The organism is Streptomyces sp. PsTaAH-137, assembly GCF_003259365.1.
Taxonomy (GTDB): Bacteria; Actinomycetota; Actinomycetes; order Streptomycetales; family Streptomycetaceae; genus Streptomyces.
In genome coordinates this window covers 66,279-85,042 of the sequence record NZ_QLLY01000025.1, presented here as the reverse complement: position 1 = coordinate 85,042, position 18,764 = coordinate 66,279, and the positions used below count along the sequence as shown (strand labels likewise).

The 18,764-nt window shown below is 71.9% G+C and carries 17 protein-coding genes; 6 read left to right on the top strand and 11 right to left on the bottom strand.

Annotated features, from left to right (window positions below):
- Nucleotides 1-9: 9 nt before the first annotated feature.
- The 4 genes from K377_RS36980 to K377_RS36965 all read right to left on the bottom strand — a co-directional run bounded on the left by K377_RS36980 (nucleotide 10) and on the right by K377_RS36965 (nucleotide 3,057).
- Complete coding sequence (locus K377_RS36980; protein WP_111668060.1) at nucleotides 10-552, bottom strand: hypothetical protein; 543 nt, start codon at nucleotides 550-552, stop codon at nucleotides 10-12.
- A 38-nt stretch (nucleotides 553-590) separates the two neighbouring features.
- Complete coding sequence (locus K377_RS36975) at nucleotides 591-1,049, bottom strand: hypothetical protein (RefSeq protein WP_111668031.1); 459 nt, start codon at nucleotides 1,047-1,049, stop codon at nucleotides 591-593.
- Between the two features lie 164 nt (nucleotides 1,050-1,213).
- Nucleotides 1,214-1,852 carry a peptidase gene (locus K377_RS36970; protein WP_111668030.1) on the bottom strand — a complete coding sequence of 213 codons (639 nt, stop codon included), beginning with the start codon at nucleotides 1,850-1,852 and terminating at the stop codon, nucleotides 1,214-1,216.
- Entirely contained in the window at nucleotides 1,849-3,057 is a 1,209-nt protein-coding gene (locus tag K377_RS36965; protein WP_111668029.1) for a pyridoxal phosphate-dependent aminotransferase, read from the bottom strand. The genes K377_RS36970 and K377_RS36965 overlap by 4 nt, the downstream gene beginning before the upstream one ends.
- A gap of 106 nt (nucleotides 3,058-3,163) precedes the next feature.
- Here K377_RS36965 and K377_RS36960 point away from each other — a divergent pair, with 106 nt between their 5' ends.
- The gene (locus tag K377_RS36960; protein ID WP_111668028.1) at nucleotides 3,164-3,793 is read left to right on the top strand and encodes a helix-turn-helix domain-containing protein; all 630 of its coding nucleotides are present in this window, start codon (nucleotides 3,164-3,166) and stop codon (nucleotides 3,791-3,793) included.
- A gap of 375 nt (nucleotides 3,794-4,168) precedes the next feature.
- Here the strand turns inward: K377_RS36960 and K377_RS36955 are convergent, their stop codons facing one another.
- The 4 genes from K377_RS36955 to K377_RS36940 form a co-directional block, all read right to left on the bottom strand.
- Nucleotides 4,169-4,918, bottom strand: coding sequence for a hypothetical protein (locus K377_RS36955; protein ID WP_181512739.1), 750 nt, complete (start codon nucleotides 4,916-4,918; stop codon nucleotides 4,169-4,171).
- A complete protein-coding gene (locus K377_RS36950; RefSeq protein WP_111668026.1) occupies nucleotides 4,918-6,192 on the bottom strand; it encodes a VWA domain-containing protein in 1,275 nt (424 codons plus the stop codon). The genes K377_RS36955 and K377_RS36950 overlap by 1 nt, the downstream gene beginning before the upstream one ends.
- A 77-nt stretch (nucleotides 6,193-6,269) precedes the next feature.
- Nucleotides 6,270-6,884, bottom strand: coding sequence for an FxLYD domain-containing protein (locus K377_RS36945; protein WP_111668025.1), 615 nt, complete (start codon nucleotides 6,882-6,884; stop codon nucleotides 6,270-6,272).
- A gap of 50 nt (nucleotides 6,885-6,934) precedes the next feature.
- Nucleotides 6,935-8,029, bottom strand: coding sequence for a chemotaxis protein (locus tag K377_RS36940; RefSeq protein WP_111668024.1), 1,095 nt, complete (start codon nucleotides 8,027-8,029; stop codon nucleotides 6,935-6,937).
- Nucleotides 8,030-8,124: 95 nt separating this feature from the next.
- Between K377_RS36940 and K377_RS36935 the strand changes: the two genes are divergently transcribed.
- From K377_RS36935 to K377_RS36920, 4 genes are all read left to right on the top strand, one after another.
- Nucleotides 8,125-9,558: a basic amino acid/polyamine antiporter gene (locus K377_RS36935; protein WP_111668023.1), complete on the top strand. Its 1,434-nt coding sequence runs from the start codon at nucleotides 8,125-8,127 to the stop codon at nucleotides 9,556-9,558.
- Nucleotides 9,559-9,638: 80 nt separating this feature from the next.
- Entirely contained in the window at nucleotides 9,639-10,907 is a 1,269-nt protein-coding gene (locus K377_RS36930; RefSeq protein WP_111668059.1) for an arginine deiminase, read from the top strand.
- 169 nt (nucleotides 10,908-11,076) lie between these two features.
- Nucleotides 11,077-11,271, top strand: coding sequence for a hypothetical protein (locus K377_RS36925; RefSeq protein WP_111668022.1), 195 nt, complete (start codon nucleotides 11,077-11,079; stop codon nucleotides 11,269-11,271).
- 51 nt (nucleotides 11,272-11,322) lie between these two features.
- Entirely contained in the window at nucleotides 11,323-11,871 is a 549-nt protein-coding gene (locus K377_RS36920) for an ABATE domain-containing protein (protein WP_111668021.1), read from the top strand.
- 11 nt (nucleotides 11,872-11,882) lie between these two features.
- On the opposite strand, the gene K377_RS36915 is transcribed toward K377_RS36920, so the two are convergent.
- Nucleotides 11,883-14,135, bottom strand: coding sequence for a tetratricopeptide repeat protein (locus tag K377_RS36915; protein ID WP_111668058.1), 2,253 nt, complete (start codon nucleotides 14,133-14,135; stop codon nucleotides 11,883-11,885).
- Between the two features lie 132 nt (nucleotides 14,136-14,267).
- Entirely contained in the window at nucleotides 14,268-14,744 is a 477-nt protein-coding gene (locus K377_RS36910; protein WP_111668020.1) for an SsgA family sporulation/cell division regulator, read from the bottom strand.
- A 324-nt stretch (nucleotides 14,745-15,068) separates the two neighbouring features.
- Here K377_RS36910 and K377_RS36905 point away from each other — a divergent pair, with 324 nt between their 5' ends.
- Nucleotides 15,069-15,872, top strand: coding sequence for an alpha/beta hydrolase (locus tag K377_RS36905; RefSeq protein WP_111668019.1), 804 nt, complete (start codon nucleotides 15,069-15,071; stop codon nucleotides 15,870-15,872).
- Between the two features lie 11 nt (nucleotides 15,873-15,883).
- Here the strand turns inward: K377_RS36905 and K377_RS36900 are convergent, their stop codons facing one another.
- Nucleotides 15,884-18,616, bottom strand: coding sequence for an AAA family ATPase (locus K377_RS36900; protein ID WP_375605992.1), 2,733 nt, complete (start codon nucleotides 18,614-18,616; stop codon nucleotides 15,884-15,886).
- Nucleotides 18,617-18,764: the final 148 nt, after the last annotated feature.

The following is an 18,764-nucleotide window of genomic DNA, read 5'->3' as shown; positions in this document are numbered from 1 at the left end:
CGCGAGGAGCTAAGGGCGCTCCAACTCCTCGGCCCAGGCACGCAGCCGGGTGAAGTCGGCGGTCCGCAGACCGTGCCGGGGGTGGATGGTGAGCAGCAGCGCGGGTGCCCCGTGGTGCTCGGCCACGTACGCCACGTCCGCCTCGGTCAGCATGTCGTCGACCCAGACGAAGGGCCGCCCGGCCGCCCACTCCACGAGCGTCCGCGTCTTCCAGTACAGCCCGTCCGGATCGGTCGCGAACAACTCCGGCCACTCGATGACCGGCAGGTCCCGCGGCAGCCCGACCGCGGGCGCGATCATCTCGTTCGCCTCGTGCATCCAGGTCGTGGCCCAGGCCAGCTCGTACGGCAGCGCACGCAGCAGCGCGCCGTGCCCCGGATGCAGCACCACGCGCAGTCCCCGCCGGTGCCGGCGCGACCCCGGCTCCTGCCGCGCCATCCAGGCGGACGGCTTCAGCCGGTGCGCGCGGTAGCCGCGCAGCCGGGCCAGCCGGTCCTTGTACGGGTTGAGCGGGCCGTCCACGTCGAGCAGCAGCAGCGGCTTGTCCGTCATGGAGGAAGAGGTGCCCACGCCGGAGCGCATGTACGCGCTCAGCGCACCGTCGGAGCCGCCGCCGACACGAACGCGTCCAGCGTCCGCTTCGACTGGAGGGAGCGCCGGTCACGGTCGGCCGCGTCGGTCGCCTCGTGCAGACAGTTCACGAACTCGAAGGCCTCCTCGGCGAGTTGGCGCAGCCGGGTGTCGTCGCAGATCAACTGCACGCGGGTGAGCGCGGAACGGGCGGTGATCCGTGACTCGTACGACGTGAACCGGGAGGCGTCCACGACGGCCTCCGGCGCGTTCTCGTGCGAGCGGAACCAGCGGTCGTTCTGGCTGCGCCGGTAGTCGTGCAGCGCCCCCGCGAACGCGCTGTAGCTGGAGATCCGCTCCTGCCGCACCTGCTCGGCCCGCGCCAGCTCCGCGCTGCGCACCGTGGCCCGCCCCTGGAAGAAATGCGTGACCACCGAGCCGAGCAGGGTGCCGAGCACCGCTATGAGAGCCGCGTCCAACGTTCCGTACTCCTCCGTCCGCGCGGCGCTTCGCCGAGAACCGGTCCGCGTCACGTCCACCGACTCGCCACCGTCACAGACGCGCCCGCGAAACTCAACGGCCGCCGCGGATGCGGTGACGTGAGCTCATCGTGCCGGAGGCCCACGGGACGACACCGGGCAGGCTACGCCTCCGGCACCGCCGTATGTCCGGGCACGAGCGACAGGCCGCGGCCCGCGAAGAACTCCGCGAACCGGTCCACCGGCAGCGACGCCGTGCGCGTCGCCTCGTCCGTGCCCGAGGGGTTGTGGAAGTGGTAGCCCGATCCGTCGGCCGTGCGCGCGGTGACCAGGACCAGATGGCCGCCCCGGCCGGGCGCCGGCTCGTGCGGGCGGCGGATCGCGTAGTGGACGGAGGCGATGACGAGCCGGCCCGCGTCGAGGAGCGCGCCGACGCCGTCCGCCGTCAGCTCCCGGTGCACCTCCGCGTCGACGCCGTGCGCCTCGCGCAGGTACGCCACGGCCGGTGCGTAGATCAGGCCGTGGATGTCCCCGTCGGCGTCCACCGTGTACGCGCCGAACTTCAGCGCGCCGTCCCGCAGTTGGAAGAGGGACGGGGCCCCGGCGCCGAGTGCCATCCGCAGACAGGTCGCCCCGCACAGGTGCCCGCACCAGCGCGCGTAGTCCTCCACCGTCGCCGCGCCCGACGTGGCCCACGCGGGGTCGAGGGCCCGGTCGAACGCGCCGTTCACGATGGGCCCGACGAGGTCCGGCGAGGCGAACTGGGTGTGGCTCGGGTACGGGCAGGTGGTGCAGGAGGTCACTGACGGTATCCGCTCAGGAAGCGCCCGATCCGGCTGATCGCGGCGTCGAGATCGTCAGCGTAGGGGAGGGTGAGGATCCGGAAGTGGTCGGGGCGCGGCCAGTTGAAGCCGGTGCCCTGGACCACCTGGATCTTCTCGCGCAGCAGCAGGTCGAGGACGAACTTCTCGTCGTCGACGAGGGGGTGCACCTTCGGGTCGAGCCGCGGGAACGCGTACAGCGAGCCCTTCGGCTTGACGCAGCTGACGCCCGGGATCTCGTTCAGCTTCTCCCACGCCTTGTCGCGCTGCTCGCGCAGCCGGCCGCCGGGCGCGGTGAGTTCGTGGATGGACTGGCGGCCGCCGAGCGCGGCCTGGATGGCGTACTGGGCGGGCGCGTTCGGGCACAGGCGCATGGAGGCCAGCATCGTCAGGCCCTCCAGATAGTTCTTGGCGTGCTGCTTCGGCCCGGTGACCACCAGCCAGCCCGAGCGGAACCCGGCCACCCGATACGTCTTCGACAGTCCGCAGAAGGTGAGGACGACCAGGTCGGGGGCGAGGGCGGCGGCGCTGTGGTGGACGGCGTCGTCGTACAGGATCTGGTCGTAGATCTCGTCCGCGAACACCATCAGACCGTGCCGGCGGGCGAGGTCGAGGATGCCCTCGACGATCTCCTTGGGGTAGACCGCGCCGGTGGGGTTGTTGGGGTTGATGATGACGACCGCCTTGGTGCGGTCGGTGATCTTCGCCTCCATGTCGGCCAGGTCCGGGTACCACTCGGCCTGCTCGTCGCACAGGTAGTGCACGGCCTTGCCGCCGGAGAGCGTCGTGACGGCCGTCCACAGCGGGAAGTCCGGGGCGGGGATCAGGACTTCGTCGCCGTCCTCGATCAGTGCCTGTACGGCCATGGAGACCAGCTCGGAGACGCCGTTGCCCAGGAAGACGTCCTCGACGTCGACCTCCAGGCCGAGCGTCTGATAGCGCTGGGCGACGGCACGGCGGGCCGAGAGGATGCCGCGCGAGTCGGTGTAGCCGTGCGCCTGCGGGAGCATCCGGATCATGTCCTGGACGATCTCCTCGGGCGCCTCGAAGCCGAAGAGCGCGGGGTTTCCGGTGTTCAGGCGCAGGACGCTGTGGCCCGCCTCCTCCAGCGCGTTGGCGTGCTCGATCACCGGGCCGCGGATCTCGTAGCAGACCTCGCTCAGCTTGCTCGACTGCCGGAACTCCATGCGCTTGCCCTCCAGGCGGACCAGGTGTCACTGTGCTGAACCGTTGTTACTTGGTTTTACCAAGTGGGTGCTTGGAAAGTCCAACAACTTGCATAGACTGCGAGCCATGCCACGCCGAAGCTACGACCAGTACTGCGCAGCGGCCCGCGCCCTCGACTCCGTCGGGGACCGCTGGACCCTCCTGATCGTGCGCGAACTCCTCGCCGGGCCGCGCCGCTACACCGATCTGCACGCCGACCTTCCCGGCGTCAGCACGGACATGCTGGCCACGCGCCTGAAGGACATGGAACGCGACGGCCTCGCCGGGCGCCGCCGGCTCGGCGCCCCCGCCTCGGTGTACGTATATGAACTCACCCCGCGCGGGCGGGCGTTGCTGCCTGTGCTCCAGGCGCTGGGGGAGTGGGGCGCCGCCGATCTCGCCGAGCGGCGGCCGACCGACGCGGTGCGGGCGCATTGGCTGGCGTTGCCTCTGTTGCGGCAGTTGGAGGGGCTCGGGGAGGCCGGGGCTGTCGAGGTGCGGGTGGATGAAGGGGTGTTCCACCTGCGGGTGGGCGGGGAGCCCGTGTACGGGGACGGGGCGCTGGGGGAGGCCGATGTGCGGCTGACACTTGGTGCCGAGGTGTGCGGGGCGGTGGCCCGCGGCGAGGTCGGGCTGGTCGAGGCCGCCCGGGCCGGCCGTCTCACGGTCTCGGGCGAGGGCGCCCTGGCCAAACGCCTGCTCCCCGAGCACGCCTGACGGCCGCCGCCCGGGCACGCCCCGGCGACCGCTTCTCGCCGCAGTCGTCCGTGCGCGCCACCGTCGTGGCTGATCGCGCAGTTCCCCGCGCCCCTGGGTTCGTTCTTCGTGTGCGGCCCGGTGGCCGCTTCTCGCGCAGTTCCCCGCGCCCCTGAGATGCGCACTTCGTGCGCCATCTCATCAAGAGAGGTGCGCCCCCGCCGCCTCAAGGGGAGGCGGCGCGTAGCGCCTGCCTCAGGGGCGCGGGGAACTGCGCGACCAGCCACGGCGAGAGGCGCGCGTGAGGAACTGGTTTTAGGGGCGCGGGGAACTGCGCAGCAGGCGGTCGTCGGGGCGCGGGGTGCTGTGGGAGCAGGGCCCCGCGCCCTTGAGGTTCTACGGGCGGCGGCCCGAGCCGCGGGTCAGGGCGTAGCCGCCGATGCCGGCCAGCGCCGCCAGCACGGCGCCGACCGCCGTCCACACCCAGCGCCCCGTCCACCACCCCGAGGACCACCCGTCCACCGGAGCCGCCTTCTCGGCCGAGGCAGTCGTCCCCGGTACCAGCGGAGCGGACAGCGTGCCGTCCACCGCCCCCGACGACCCGACATCCTTGGAGTGCGCCTCGACAGAGGCCTTCACCGGCTGCCCCAGATCGGCGTCGGCGAGCGAAGTCACCGTCAGGCGGACGAAGTACGTGCCGGGCAGCGGGTCATTGGCCCACGCCTCCGACCAGGCCCGTACAGGCCGCAGCGTGCAGCCCAGGTCCACGCTCTTCGTCTCGGCCGGCACCGTGCGCGCCTGCATCCCGTACATGCACGACTGACGGCGCCGCAGCCCGTCGTACACGTCGATCCGCCAGGTCTGCGCCCCGTGCCGGGCCTGCGCGGTCGACAGATCGACAGTGGCCCGCACCGTGGGCCGCTGCCCCGCGTCGGCCGGGTACGACCAGTACAGGTAGTCGCCCGTGGACGCGCTCGCCGTCGCCTTCTGGTCCTGCTGCATCTGCGCCGCCGTACGGAACGACGTACCGGCCTCGGTCGGCGCCTTCCCGGATGCGTCGTCGTCCGCGGCGACCGGTCCGGCCAGTGCGAGCAGCGCGGTCGCGGCGCCCACCAGGGCGCCCGTCAACAGTCTCGTACGTCGCATCAGTTGGTCCTCCAGACGGCGACACGCCAGCGCGAGAGCCAGCCCCAGATCACACCCGCGAGGAACCCGAACACGACCAGCGCGACCAGCAGCCACCAGCCGTTGCCGAGCCCGAACGCGGCCACGTCGGACGCCTGGTCGGGGCCGTCCACGAGGTCGACGGTCAGCTCGACCGGCAGGCCGGGGCTCGTCTTCACCGAGGCGGGCGCGGAGTAGGAGTTCGAGACCTGGAGGCAGACCGTCTCCGGGCCCGCTCCGTCCTCGTCATCGTCGTCGGCCTCCGGCTTCGGGTAGCGCAGGCCCGTCGAGATCGCGTCGGTGCGGCCGTCGCCCGACTCCTGGCCGCGGACGATCTCCCGGCCGTGCGTGGTGACGGCGCGCAGCAGCACGCCGTAGTCCTGGTTGACGGCCCGGTCGGCCGCGACGCTCACCGAGGCGCGCAGCTCCTGCCCGGGGTCGACGTCGACGCGGTAGAAGCGGTGCTCGCCGAACTTCTCCCGGTCGCTGTACAGGCCGGGCTTGAGCTCCGGCGCGGAGGCGCACTGCGCGGCGCCGTCGACGGCCACCGGGTTGACGACCGGATCGGCCGCCCGGTCCACCAACTGGCCGACCTTCTGGGAGAGCTGGTTCTTGTGACGCACCGCGGTGTACGTGCCGCCGGTGGCGTCCGCGATGCAGGAGAGCTGCGCGCGGGTCTTGGCGTCGGCGACCAGGCCGAGCGTGTCGATGGTCAGGCCGATGCCCTTGGCGGCGATCTCGCGCGCCACCTCGCACGGGTCGAGCGGCTGGCAGGTGTCCTCGCCGTCGCTGATGAGGACGATGCGCTTGGCGCCGTCGCCGGAGCCGAAGTCGCCGGCCGCCTTCAGCAGGGCCGGGCCGATCGGGGTCCAGCCGGTGGGCTGGAGCGTGGCCACGGCCGTCTTCGCCTCGGTGCGGTCCAACGGGCCGACGGGGTAGAGCTGCCGGGTGTCCTTGCAGCCCGTCTTGCGGTCGTCGCCGGGGTAGTCGGCGCCGAGCGTCCTGATCCCGAGTTCCACCTCTTCGGGGGTCGCGTCGAGGACCTCGTTGAACGCCTGCTTCGCCGCGGCCATCCGCGAGCCGCCGTCGATGTCGCGGGCCCGCATGGATCCGCTGACGTCCAGGACGAGTTCGACCTGCGGGGCGGGTTTGCCGTCGGTCTCGTCCGCGTACGCCGTCGCGGGCGCGAGGCCGCCGGCTGTCAGGGCGGCGAGCAGGGCGCACAGCCCTGCCGCCAGCCGTTGTCTGATGATCATCGGCGGATCTTATGAACCGAAGGGTCCCGGGACCAAAACGAGCAGGCGGGGGGGGGACCGAACCGGCTGCCGCTTCGTCAGTAGCGCTGCGCCTTGGCGACCTTGGCCGTGAGGTGCGGCTCCGGCGGCCTGGTGCTGATGGCGAGCGGCTGGGCCTTGTCCCCGGCGGCGAGGTCCTTGGCGCCGACGACGGTCGACTCCACCACCTTGCCGTCCGCGTCGCTGAAGTCGACCCGCACCGCGTAGGAGGCCTTCTGGTCGGTCTTGTTGGTGATGGTGACGACCAGCGCGCGCACGTTGTCCGTCTCCGCCAGCGGCTTGCCGGTCATCGAGACGCTGTCCATGGCGTTGCCCTTGCCGTCCGCCTTGTCCAGCTCGCGCGTGAACTCCTGGCGGTTGCGCTCCACTTCGGCGGAGACCGACGCCTCGAAGTCGTGGGCGCGCTGGGACGCCGACGCGGCCGCCCGCGACGCCGACTCCTTCACCTCCGCCTTCTTCGACGCGGCGCTGGAGGCCAGCGCCGACGGCGGCTCGCCCGAGAAGTCCGACGAGTTCGGCGCCGTCGCGCGCGGGCTGCTGCTCGCCCCGCCGGAGTCGCCGTCGTCGCCGCACGCCGCCAGCGTCAGCACGCCGGCGGCCGCGCACACGGCGAGCACGATGCCCGTGCGGTGGGTCCTGCTGGATGTCCTCATGACCGGTTCCGCTGCCTCTCTGTCGGTCTTCACGGTGCCGCGCCCGCTCTTCAGAAGCGCAGGACGGCCGCGATGTGCCCGGCCTCGGTGAGGGTGCCGTCCGGGACGAAGGCGACCTCGCCGCCGGTCTCCAGGGTGGATTCGACGATCTCGTCGACGATGTCGTGGACCGCGTCGAGGTCGTCGTCCGCCGCGGGCTCCAGATGCCCCTCGCCGGCCCGTACGGTGGTCCGGAAGTTCTCCTCCACGACGAGCCGGTGGATCCGCGCGTCCGACGCCTTCTGCCAGACCTCGTCCACCCCGGCCGCGTACGTGTGTCCGCCGCGTGCCCGGTCCAGGCCCTCCAGCGCCTCGGTGACCGCCCGCCGGGCGTCCTCCTCGCGCGCCGGGGCGACGGCCTTGGCGACCGCGTCGGGCGTGCCGTGCGCGAGCCCGCCGAACGGCACCTGGACCGCCCCGCGCGCGGCGTCGCCGACCTCGTCCAGCAGAGTCAGCGCGGCAGGCTCCCCGGTGACGTACAGCGGGCGCCGCTCGGCGGCCAGCACGGCGCCGAGGACCTCGTCCGCGTCCCGGAAGAACTGGCGCGCCTGCTCGTCGCGGAAGGTGCTCGGCAGATCGCCGACCCGCTCCTTGCGCTCCGCGTCCGGGTCCTCCAGATCGCGCTCCAGCGGGAAACCGTGACCGGAGTCCTGACGCACGCGCTCGCCCCGGCCGGCCCACAGGGTGATCCGGTCGGCGGCGACGGACAGCACCCAGTACGGGCGTGCTGCGGCGTCGGCGGCCACCAGGTTGCGGGTGAGGAAGGTGTCGGCGAGCACGACACGCTCGGGCACCGAACGGTCGACCGCCCAGACCTGGTGCTCGCCGGGGGCGGCGAGGACCAGCAGGCCGTCGGCGGCGTGCGCGAGGTCGGTCTCGGCGACGGCCTCCCGCAGCTGCGCGAGCACGTCCTCGCGGACCTCGGCGGTCACCCCGGGGTCCGCGCCGAGCCGCCGCTCGGCCTCGGACACGAGATTGTTCAGCCGGACCGGGTCCTGGGCGTTCTCCGGCCGCCGCCGATGGGTCGGCATCACCAGGGAGACCGCCGGATAGGGGCGCTGCCTGCGCAGCTCGGCGAGGATCGCGGGAGTGAGTGAGGAGTACATAACACATCATGCTGCCCATACCTCGACGTATCCGGCTATTCGAAAGCAGGACAAAAAGGTGCAGGATCGAGTAATCCGGTAGAAGACTGAGGCGTATGGATCAGCCTGTGGACCGGACCGCCAAGCTGACGCTGTTCACGCTGACGACGATGGTCGTCGGCTCCATGGTCGGCGCGGGGGTCTTCTCGCTGCCCCGCCGGTTCGCGGACGAGACGGGCGTCGCGGGCGCGCTCATCGCCTGGGTCGTCGCGGGCGCCGGCATGCTGATGCTGGCCTTCGTCTTCCAGCGGCTCGCCCTGCGCAGACCGGACCTCGACGCGGGGGTGTACGCGTACGCCAAGGCCGGGTTCGGCGAGTACCTCGGCTTCTTCGCCGCGTTCGGCTACTGGGCCAGCGCCTGCGTCGGCAACGTGACGTACTGGGTGCTGATCATGTCCACGATCGGCGCGATCGCCCCGGCGCTCGGCGACGGCGACACGTTCCTCGCGATCGTGCTGTCCTCGGTCGGCCTGTGGGCGTTCTTCCTGCTCATCCGCCGGGGCGTGAAGGAGGCCGCGACGATCAACCGGATCGTCACGGTCGCCAAGGTCGTCCCGATCGTGGTCTTCGTGATCCTGGCGCTCTTCTTCTTCAAGCCGCACGTCTTCGCCGAGAACTGGGGCGGCGCCGACTACGCGGGCTCGCTGTTCAACCAGGTCCGCGGCACCATGCTCGCCACCGTCTTCGTCTTCCTCGGCGTCGAGGGCGCCAGCGTCTACTCGCGGCACGCCAAGCGCCGCGAGGACGTCGGCCGGGCCACGATCCTCGGCTTCCTCAGCGTCTTCGCGATCTTCGCCTCGGTCACGATCGTGTCGTACGGGATCCTGCCGATGAGCGAGATCGCCGAGCTGAGGCAGCCGTCGATGGCCGGGGTGCTCCAGGAGGCGGTCGGCACCTGGGGCGAGGTCTTCGTCAGCGTCGGCCTGATCATCTCGGTGCTCGGCGCTTATCTCGCCTGGACCCTGATGGCCGCCGAGGTGCTGTACGTCGCCGCGCAGGACGCGGACATGCCGCGCTTCCTGGGCCGCGCGACCGCCGACGACGTGCCGGTGCCCGCGCTGCTCATGACGACGATCCTGTCCCAGATCGTCCTGGTCATCACGCTGTTCTCCGACGACGCCTTCAACTTCGCCCTCGACCTGACCAGTTCACTGACGCTGATCCCGTTCCTGCTGGCCGCCGCGTTCGCCCTGAAGATCGCGCTGCGGCCCGATCCACGGACGGTCGGCGGCGGAACCGGCTTCTCCTCGGACCTCGTGGTGGCCGCCCTCGCCACCGTCTACACGGCGTTCCTGCTGTACGCGGCCGGGCTCAAGTTCGTCCTCGTCTCGTTCATCTTCTACGCCCCCGCCACGATCCTCTTCGTCATGGCCCGCCGTGAGCAGGGCCGACGCGTCTTCTCCGCCCGGGAACTGATCATCCTGGCCGTCTCGATCGTCGGCGCCGTGCTCGGTGTCGTCGCGCTCGCGGTCGGCTGGATCAGCCTGTGAACCCCGTCGGCGGCCCGGCCCCCGGCGGACCGACCGCCACCCCCTCGACCAACACCGGCTCCACCACCGGAAGGCAGACCGTGACCGACCCCGACACGACCCCCGCTTCCGCCGCGTACGGCGTGCACTCCGAGGTGGGCCGGCTGCGCAAGGTGCTCGTGTGCGCGCCCGGCCTCGCGCACCGCAGACTCACCCCGACCAACTCCGACGACCTGCTCTTCGACGACGTCATGTGGGTGGAGAACGCCGAGCGCGACCACGCCGACTTCGTCAACAAACTGACCCGGCGCGGGGTCGAGGTCGTCGAACTGCACGAACTGCTCGCGCAGACCATGGCGATCCCCGAGGCGAAGAACTGGCTCCTGGACCGCAAGATCGTGGCGAACCAGGTCGGCGTCGGCCTCATCGACGACACCCGGGCGTTCCTGGAGGGCATGGAGCCCCGGCGGCTCGCCGAACACCTCATCGGCGGTCTCGCCACCACCGACCTCCCCGACGACTTCCGCTCGCCGTATGTGTCCCTGGCCCGCGAATCGACCGGCGCACGCGAATACTTGATGCCGCCGCTGCCCAACACCCTCTACACGCGCGACACCACGTGCTGGCTCTACGGCGGCCTCACCCTCAACCCGCTCTACTGGCCCGCCCGCCGCGACGAGACCCTGCTGATGAAGGCGGTCTACCTCTTCCACCCGGACTTCGTGGGCTCGACCGTCTGGTGGGGCGATCCCGAACAGGACTGGGGGCAGGCCACCTTCGAGGGCGGCGACATCATGCCCGTCGGCAACGGCGTGGTCCTGATGGGCATGAGCGAACGCACCTCGCGGCAGGCCATCACCCAGGTCGCCGCCGCCCTCTTCGAGCGGGGCGCCGCCGAGCGGGTCATCGTGGCCGGGATGCCTCAACTGCGTTCCGCGATGCACCTCGACACCGTCTTCACCTTCGCCGACCGCGACATCGTCACCCTGTACCCGAGGATCATGGACTCGGTGCGCACGTTCACGCTGCGGCCGACCGACAAGGCGCCGGGCCTGGACATCACCGACGAGGGCTCGACCCCGTTCGTCGACGTCGTCGGCAAGGCGCTCGGGATCGCCGGTGGTCTGCGGGTCATCGAGACCGGCGGTGACGTCTACGCCTCCGAGCGGCAGCAGTGGGACAGCGGCAACAACGCCGTCGCCGTCGAACCCGGCGTCGTCTTCACGTACGACCGCAACACCCAGACCAACACGCTGCTGCGCAAGGCCGGGGTCGAGGTCATCACCATCGTCGGCGCCGAACTGGGCCGGGGCCGCGGCGGCGGCCACTGCATGACGTGCCCGATCGTCCGCGACCCGGTCGACTTCTGAGCGGCGCGACCGCGGCGACCGCTCCTGACACCCCGCCCCGGCGACGAGGGTGTCATCGGTGACACATGTGTCATGCGTTAGTCACCCCCTTGACTGGTTACGTCGTGATGGGCAGACTGAGGGCTGTCCGGGTGACAAGCGGACGCGATCCACGACGTGGAGGACGGTCATGAACAGGGAATTCACCATCGACACCGCCGCGGCGGCGCGGCACGCGCGCTTCGGGAAGCTCCCCGAGCGCATCCGTGCCGAGGACACCACCCAAGGTGTGGACACCAGGCTGGACGCCAAGGTCAACGGCGCCTACAACCCCGAGGGGCAGTGGCAGTACTTCTCCTGCCTGGCCCTCGACCTGGGCCTGTAGGGGTGTGCGAGGCGGCGGCAGACGGCCCGGTCGAACAGCGCAGGTGATCACGTGCGTCATGCCTTTCCCTGCGGAACGCTCCCTCTCGACTTCGTCGGGACTCTGCGCGCGAGGCGCGACGAGGCGCCCGCGGAAAAGCTCGCCGAGGGCGCCTCGCTCGACGACTGGTTCGTCGAGTCCGGCATGTGCGACACGCCGCCCGGCGCGGACGAGTCCGACCTGGAGACCGCCATCGACCTGCGTGAATCGATCTACTCACTGGTGGCGGCACGGCTCGCGGGCGCACCCCTGCCCGCCGCCGACGTCGACGCGGTGAACCGGCACGCCGAGTGTCCGCCCGTGCAGGTGCGGCTCGGCCCCGACGGAGTGCGGCACACCGGGTCCGTCTCCCAGGGCCTCTCGACCCTCGCCCGCGCGGCGGTCGAGATTCTCGGCGGTGACGAGGGAGCCCTGCTGCGCGAGTGCGCCCGCCCCGAGTGCACCCAGGTCTACCTCGACCGCTCGCGCGGCCGCCGGCGGGAGTGGTGCGCCATGCGCACCTGTGGAAACCGGGTCAAGGCCGCGGCCTACCGGGCCCGCAAGGGCACGGCCGCGGCCTGAAACCGCCCAGGTCACTCGGCCGATTGGACTCTCGGACGGGGGAGGGCCCGCGCCCTGGCGTACATGTCCTCGGCCCGGGCGACGCGGAGGCCGGTGAAGAGGTCGCCCGCCCGGGTCCAGTGCGCCCTCGCCTCGTCCGCGGCGCCCTGTTCCAGCCGGGCGGACGCGAGGCAGTCGAGGACCTCGGCCGCGTTGTAGTCGTCGCGGAGCTGTTCGTAGAGGTACAGGGCCTTCCGGTACGTGGCGATCGCCGTGTCGAGGTCGCCCATGCGCTGCTGGGCGCGGCCGATGCTCTCCCACGTCGCGGCCTCGTCGTGACGGTTCCCGGTCCTGCGCAGGAGGGGGAGAGCCGCCTCGCAGGTGGCGATGGTCGCCTGGTGGTCACCGAGCACGGAGTGGAAGTAGCCCACGATCGCCGTGGCGCGTGCCACCTCGTAGCTCTCGCCGAGCGTCCGCGCGATCTCCAGGCTCGCACGGGCGTGTTGCAGCCCCTCCGCATAGCGCTTCTGGTGATCGCGTACGCGGCTGGCGTAGCGCTCGGCGAGGAGTTGCTCCTTCGGAGGGAGCCGGTCGAGTTGCCCGAGCATCAGGTCGACCGGCTCGTTCGCCTCGTCCGCACGGCCGGTCTCGCACAGGGCGCTCGACAGATGGGTGCCGGCGCGGGCGACGGCGGTCGGGTCGTCGAGGACGAGGGCCGCGTCGAGCGCGATGCGGGCCGTGGCGATCTCCTCCGTCCAGCGGCCCACCGCCCTGTTGTACGGCTCCCACTCCAGCGCCAGAGCGACGCGATGGCGCAGCAGCCGCGGATCCAGCAGCCCGCGCACGGCGGCAGCGGCGGTCGGTTCCTCCTGCCGGTACCACTCCAGCCCTTCCTCACGGCTGTCGACGGCGACGTGCGCCACTCCCGGAACAGGGGGACCGATCGGCTCGGACGGCAGCCGCGACACGAAGCGGTTGGCTGCGTGGGCGTTGTGCCGCAGATAGTCCAGCAGGCGCAGCCCGGCGCCGAGCGAATCGTCGCCCCGCTGCTCCGAGAGTTCGACGCCGTAGGCGCGGACCAGGTCGTGCAGGACGTAGCGGCCCTCGGCGTCGCGGGAGAGCAGGCTGGCCGAGGTCAGCTCGCGCAGATGCCTTCTGGCCGCCGCCATCTCCGTACCCGCGAGGGAGGCGGCGGCCTCGGCGGACACCGCCGGACCGGGGTGGAGCGACAGGGGCCGGAAGAACGTCGCGGCTTCCGCGGTGAGCGCGCGGTACGACCAGGAGAACACGGCTCGGACATCGATCCGCCGGTCGTCGTCGGCCAGCGCGTCCAGACGCGGCCGGGCCTCGCGGAGTTCGCGGACGCCCACGCGCAACGGCATGCCCGGGGCCGCGCTCAGCTGCGCTCCGACCACGGCGATCGCCAGGGGCAGGTGTCCGCACAGCTCGGTCAGCGCGGCCGCCGCCTCCGGCTCCGACCGGCACCGTTCCTCGCCGATCCGTGCCGCCAGGGCGGCAAGGGCCTCTTCTGGCGTCCACACGTCCAGGCTGACCAGCGAGGCGCCCTCCGCCGCCGCCAGGGCCGCCAGCCGGTTGCGCGACGTGGCGATGGTCAGGCAGCCCGGCGAGGTGGGCAGCAGCGGTCTGACCTGTTCCGCGTCGCGCGCGTTATCCAGGACGACGATCATTCTGCGCGACCTGGTCCGCTCGCGGAACAGGGCCGTGCGCGCTTCCGTGTCCGCCGGCATGTCGGCGGGTTCCACCCCGAGTGCGCGCAGGAACCGCCCGAGCGCCTCCCCCGGGTCGAGGGGCTGCTCCGCGTCCTCGAAGCCGCGCAGGTTCACATACAGCTGGCCGTCCGGGAATCGGTCCGCCACCTGATGCGCCCAGTGAACGGCGAGCGTGGTCTTGCCCACGCCGGCCATGCCGCCGATCGCGGAGATGACGACATGTCCGCCTGCCGCGGCGACCTGCGAGGTCAGACCGTGCACCGTCGTCAGTGCCTCGTGACGGCCGCGGAACACCGCCAGATCCGGCGGAAGTTGCCGGGGCACCTGGTCCGTACGCCGGACCGCCGCGCGGACCAGACGCCGGCGCGCCTCCTCGTCCAGGTCCATGGCGTCCATCAGCTCGCGCAGGGTCGCCTGCCGCGGCCGGCTCCTCCCGCGCTCCATGTCGCTGATGGCCCGGACGCTCACACCGGACAACTCGGCCAGCTTCTCCAGCGTGAGCGAGGACCGCAGCCGTTCCTCGCGCAACAGCGGGCCGACCGATTCGTTGTCCATCTCCACCCCGCCAGGCCGTGTCCGGGCACCTGGGCCGCAGCTGCCGGTCTGCCGTCAACCTAACAGCCGTGGATCGACCGCTCGCGGGACGGGCCGTGATCGTGCCGTCCGCCGCACGGCAGGGGGAGTCGATCAGTCCGACTGCGCCGTGGGGTCCTGGAGCAGGTCGGCCGTCGCGACGTCCCAGTCGACCGCGGAGAGTTCCTGGCCGGCGGGGACGAGTTCGTAGGTGTGCTCCAGCCACTCCGCCAGCGGCGGCACGGGCAGCTCGAACAGGGCCGCCATGTCCCCGGAGGCCAACTGCAGCCGGGCGGTGGCCGGGTCTCCCTCGGGGCGGGTCGACCAGATCCTGACGTCACCGAGACCGCTCACCGAGTACAGCCCCTGGTGGAGCAGATCGCGGCCGATCCGCCACAGGACGCAGGGGCCGTCCTCGATGAGCAACTCCACATGGACGACCAGGGGAGACCCCGGGTCGAACCGGAACTCCGCCCTGACGGCCTGCCGGGCCGAGACGTCCAGCACACGCTCGATGTCCAGGACCAGATGGGGGCTGCTGTCGCAGGGCGCCGTCCTGGGAGCCTGTACACCGGGATGGTTGCCGCTCATGACGAGAGGACCCTTCTCTGGGGCGGGAACTGACCCGACCCACTCTCGTCGCCGCGGGATCGTCGTCCATAAGTAACTTGACCGTCGAGATTCACCGACTTCGACCGCGGCCGCGCCGCCCGATGCCCGATTGGTGAACCTCTGTACGCCTTTGCGTACCTGGCCTGACGCCCGGCTCACCGAGACGTCACGCCCCGTCCGGGCCTGTGGGCCGCCGACATTAAGTCATTCGACTGTCGCCCCCGGCCCGCGCCTGAACGATCCTGAAACGGTCGCCCGCGCGCCGGTGCCGAATGAAGGTCGTCATGCCCGGAGGAGCCAACCGTGAACCGTACGCCCGTCGTCTTCATCCATGGTGAGTGGCTGCACGCGCTCGCGTGGGAGTCATGGGCCGAGCGCTTCGCCGGCCGGGGCTTCCGCGCCCTCGCACCCGGGTGGCCGGGAGAGGCGGCCACCCCCGAGGAGACGCGCCGGTCGCCCGCGCCGGTCGGTGACCTCGGCCTGGAGGCGCTGACGGACCACTACGCGGACATCGCGCGCTCCTTCGACAAGGCGCCGGTCATCGTCGGGCACGCGGTCGGCGGGCTCATCGCCCAGCACCTCATCGGCGTGAACATCGGCCGGGCCGCGGTGGCCATCGCGCCCGCCCCCGTCGACGGCATCCCCCTGCCCGGTGCCCGGCCCGCCCTGTGGGCCCCGGACCGGGACGGCGTCGAACCCCTGGTGTCGCTCTCCCCGGAGCGGTTCCGGAAGGTCTTCGCCAACACCCTCGACGCGGAGGAGGCCGCGCGGCTCTTCGACCGGTACGTGGTGCCCGCCCCCCGAAGGCTCCTCGCCGACCTGGACCGCGCGGGCACCGTACGCGGCCCGTACGCCGTGGCCGACACCGGCAACATCGGCAGGGGCCCGCTGCTGTTGATCTCCGGGCAGGAGGACCTGATCGTCCCGGACTCCGTCACGCGGGCCGCGTACAAGGCCTACGGCGACTCCACGGCGGTGACGGACCTCAAGCAGTTCGCGGACCGCGCGCACTCCCTCGTCGTGGACAACGGATGGCGGTTCGTCGCCGACCACGTGCTCGGCTGGCTCGACGACCAGGGCATCCGCGCACACCCGGAGGAGCGCTGACCGCGGCGCGGTCACACGTCCTGGTCACCGGGGACCTTGGCCAGCGCGTCGCGCAGTGCGGCGCGCGAGGTGATGCCGAGCTTGGGGAAGACCCGGTACAGGTGTGAGCTGACCGTGCGGGGCGAGAGGTGCATCCGCTGTCCGATCTCCTTGTTGGTCAGACCGCTCGCGGCGAGATCCGCGATCCGGCGCTCCTGCCAGGTCAGTGCCGCGAGATGAGCGGAGGACGCGGGGGCGGACGCACCGGTGGCCCGCAGTTCGGCGCGTGCGCGTTCGGTCCAGGTGGGGGTGCCGAGTCGTTCGAAGGTCTCCGCGGCGGCGGTGAGCGGGAGCCGGGCGGCCTTGCGGCCCTGGGTGTGGCGGAGGTGGATGCCGTGGTGGAGGTGGATGCGGGCGAGTTCGAAGGGGTGGTTGGCGCCCTGGGGGAGGTTCTCGGCCCGGTGGTAGAGGGTTTCGGCTTCGGTGGGGTCGGTGGTGGTCATGGCGAGGGCGCCGTAGGTGAGGAGGGCGAGGCGCGGGGAGATGCCCGGGAGGCCGGCCTGCTGGGCGGCGAGGGCGTGGGTGCGGGCTTGTTCGGTGCGGCCGGTGTGGAGGGCGGCTTCGACGAGGTCGAGGAGGGTGCGGGGGGCCTGGTGGGCGTAGGGGTGGAAGGTGCCGGGAGGTGTGATGCCGATGGCGTGGAGGTAGGCGGCCTCGTAGTCGCCTTCGGTGAGCGCGGCGGTGGTGCCGATGGCGTCGGTGATCTGCGTCAGGAAGCCGACGCCGCGGGGCCGGGCCCAGGTGTCGACCACGGCCTGGAGCTCACGGGCGTGTTCCACCTCGCCCCGCAGCGCCGCCAGCAGCCCCAGATAGGCGTGGGCGTGATAGGTGAACAGGTCGTGCCGACGGGCGGTCGTCAGTTCCAGGCAGCGCTCTCCGGTGCGCTCGGCCTCGGCCCACTCACCGGCCGCGATCTGGTCGAGCATGATCAGGTGCAGCATCGTCATGCCATTGGTCAGGGCGCCCGTCTCGACCTCGCGGTCCACGGCGCGCTGCAACTGCGGCCGGTACTGGCCGAGGGTGTCCACGTGGTACGCGGCGGACCCCAGCCGGCTGAGCTCCCACGGTTTCCGGTCGGTGAGCCCGGCGAAGGCGCGCTCCACCCGCTCGGGCACCCCGGCGCCGCGCAGCACCACATCGCCCCAGGCGTCCTGGTAGATCCGCGAGCGCGCGGGCACCAGGTCGCCGAGCCCGTCCAGGAGTTCGTGGGTGCGCTGCCAGGCGGCCTCGTCACTCGCGTACTGGCTGATGGCCAGCAACAGATCGACGAGACGGGTGAGGACGACGTCCGGTCCGCGCACCCCCGCGTCCCGCATGCTCTCGATCGCCGCGCGGACCTGCCGGTGCGAGGACCGGACGTCCCCGTCCTCGAAGAGCGCGACATAGCCCGAGGTGACCACCGAGCTCGGCGAATCGCCGGTGCCGGGCCCGGTGCCCGAGCGGATCAGCTGCCGGGCCTGGTCCAGCTGACCGGAGTGTCCGGCGACGTACGCCGCGCTGCCCAGCCGCCTGGACCGTTCCGCAGGGCTCTCGCTCAGCTCCGCGGCCCGGGTCAGCCAGGCCACGGCGGCCCGCGCGCCGCCCTGCACCGTCGCGGAGTCCGCGGCCGCCTCCAGTACGGCCGCGACCTCCTCGTCGGGGTCGACCGTCGAGGCCGCGAGGTGGGTGGCACGGCGCTCCAGCGCGTCCCGGTGCACCTGCGCCAGCATGGCGTGCGCCGCGCGCCGTTCGTTGGGGGTCGCCATCTGCACGACGGTCGACCGCACCAGGGGATGCCGGAAGACGAAGTCGCCGGTGAGCGGATCGACGTCCAACAGGCCGCAGTCCGCGGCCTCTTCGGCGCCGGTCATGCGGTAACGCGTGCCGCGCGGGCTGCCTGCCGTCGCGCCGGCACCGTCCAGCGCGCCGCGCAGCAGTTCCGTGCGCACGTCGTCGCCGAGGGCCTCGATCCGGACGCCGTACACCTGTTGTAGACGCACGGGCAGCGGGATGCCGGTGTACCCGAGCACTTCCTCGGGGGTGCGGTCCGCCCGCCGGACGTACGGCGGCAGTTCGATCAGGGCCAGCGCGTTGCCCTGGGCCTCGTCCAGCACGAGTCGGCGGATCCGAGGGTCCAGACCGGGATGCCGCAGGTCGAGGAGTTGCTCCGAGGCCTGCTCCGACAGCGTGGTCACGGGCAGTTCCGGCAGCGCGGCGGTGTCGAAGCCCGAGGGCAGATCGGCGCGGAGCACGACGACGAGCTTCACCGAGCTGCCGGTGAGCCGGCGCCCCACGAAGCCGCACACCTCGGTGCTGGAGGCGTCCATCCACTGGCCGTCGTCGAGCACGAGCAGCAGCGGTGTCGGGGACGCCGCGAGGGAGAGCAGGTCGAGCACGGCGATGCCGAGGGTCATGACCGAGGGAGGCGTCCCCTCGCTCCGGCCGAAGACGACGTCGAAGATCCTGCGATGGGCGTCGTCCAGCCGGTCGATGTGGGACAGCAGCGGATACAGGAACTGGTGCAGTCCGGCGAACGGCAGCTCGGACTCCGCCTCGACCCCGGCGGCCCGGATGACCCGGTACTCGTGGGTCGCCGCGAGGTCGGCCACATGTTCAAGCAGTGCGCTCTTGCCCACACCTGTGTCGCCGCGCAGCACGAGGGACCGGCCCCCGCTGTCGGCGAGGAACGCCGACAGCACCTCCTGCTCGCTCTCGCGGCCGACCATCGCCCCCACGATCGACTCCAAGGTCCCCACTCCCTTCACCGCTGAACCAGCTCTGACCCGCGCGTTCTCGCGTCCGTACGCACGGATCGCGCCAGGTGTCGAGGCGAGAGGTGTGCCGCCGTCCGCCAGGTGTGTCCCCCTCGGCGGA